This is a genomic window from Acinetobacter tandoii (assembly GCF_008867985.1).
Classification (GTDB): Bacteria; Pseudomonadota; Gammaproteobacteria; order Pseudomonadales; family Moraxellaceae; genus Acinetobacter; species Acinetobacter tandoii.
Genome location: NZ_VXLD01000028.1, coordinates 1 through 1,095, shown reverse-complemented (window position 1 = coordinate 1,095; position 1,095 = coordinate 1). Strand labels below are relative to the sequence as shown.

2 protein-coding genes are annotated in these 1,095 nt (G+C 49.2%); both read left to right on the top strand.

Going from position 1 to position 1,095, the window contains the following annotated elements:
* Positions 1-468, top strand: a 468-nt coding sequence (locus F4W09_RS16960) for a 3-oxoacid CoA-transferase subunit A (RefSeq protein ID WP_151505447.1), incomplete at its 5' end; no start/stop codon positions are given.
* Positions 469-481: 13 nt separating this feature from the next.
* On the top strand, positions 482-1,095 hold a 614-nt coding region (locus F4W09_RS16955; RefSeq protein WP_151505446.1), incomplete at its 3' end, for a 3-oxoacid CoA-transferase subunit B.

Here is a 1,095-nt window from a genome sequence, read left to right as displayed (position 1 = left end):
AAAAAAGTCATCTGCTCATTCCCGCGTCAGTCCGACTCTTGGGTCTTCGATGAACTCTATCGTGCAGGCAAAATCGAATTGGAATTAGTACCACAAGGTAACCTCGCTTGCCGTATTCAAGCCGCAGGCATGGGACTCGGTGCAGTCTTCACCCCTACAGGCTTTGGTACTTTATTGGCCGAAGGCAAAGAAACCCGTCACATCGACGGTAAAGATTATGTACTCGAATACCCGATCAAAGCTGACTTCGCTTTGATTAAAGCCCAACAAGGCGACCGTTGGGGTAACTTGGTCTACCGTAAATCGGCACGTAACTTTGGCCCAATCATGGCCATGGCAGCCAATGTGACCATTGCCCAAGTGTCTGAAGTGGTGGAACTCGGGACGCTTGATCCAGAACACATCATCACCCCAGGCATCTTCGTTCAACATGTGGTACAGGTTCAGCCTGAACCTGTGGCTGTGTAATCGGGAGAACATCATGAGCTATCAAAAACTCAACCGCAACCAGATTGCTGAACGTGTGGCACAAGATATTCCCGATGGAGCTTATGTCAATTTAGGCATTGGCTTACCCACCAAGATTGCCAGCTACTTACCGAATGACAAAGAGATCTTCCTGCATTCTGAAAATGGTTTATTGGCTTTTGGTCCACCACCAGCCGCAGGTGAAGAAGATCCTGAGCTGATCAATGCGGGTAAAGAATACGTAACCATGTTACAAGGCGGCGCCTTTTTCCATCATGGGGATTCGTTTGCCATGATGCGGGGTGGGCATTTGGATATTGCGGTTCTCGGGGCGTTTCAAGTCGCAGCCAATGGTGACTTGGCCAACTGGCATACTGGTGCACCCGATGCAATTCCATCGGTAGGTGGAGCGATGGATTTAGCCGTCGGAGCTAAAAAAGTGTTTATCACCACCGATCATGTCACCAAGAACGGTGAACCGAAGATTGTGGCTGAGCTGACTTACCCCGCCACAGGACAAAAGTGTGTTGACCGTATTTATACCGACCTGTGTGTGATTGATGTCACTGCGGAAGGGTTAAAAGTGATTGAGAAAGTCGACGGTCTAAGCTTTGCAGAATTGCAGGC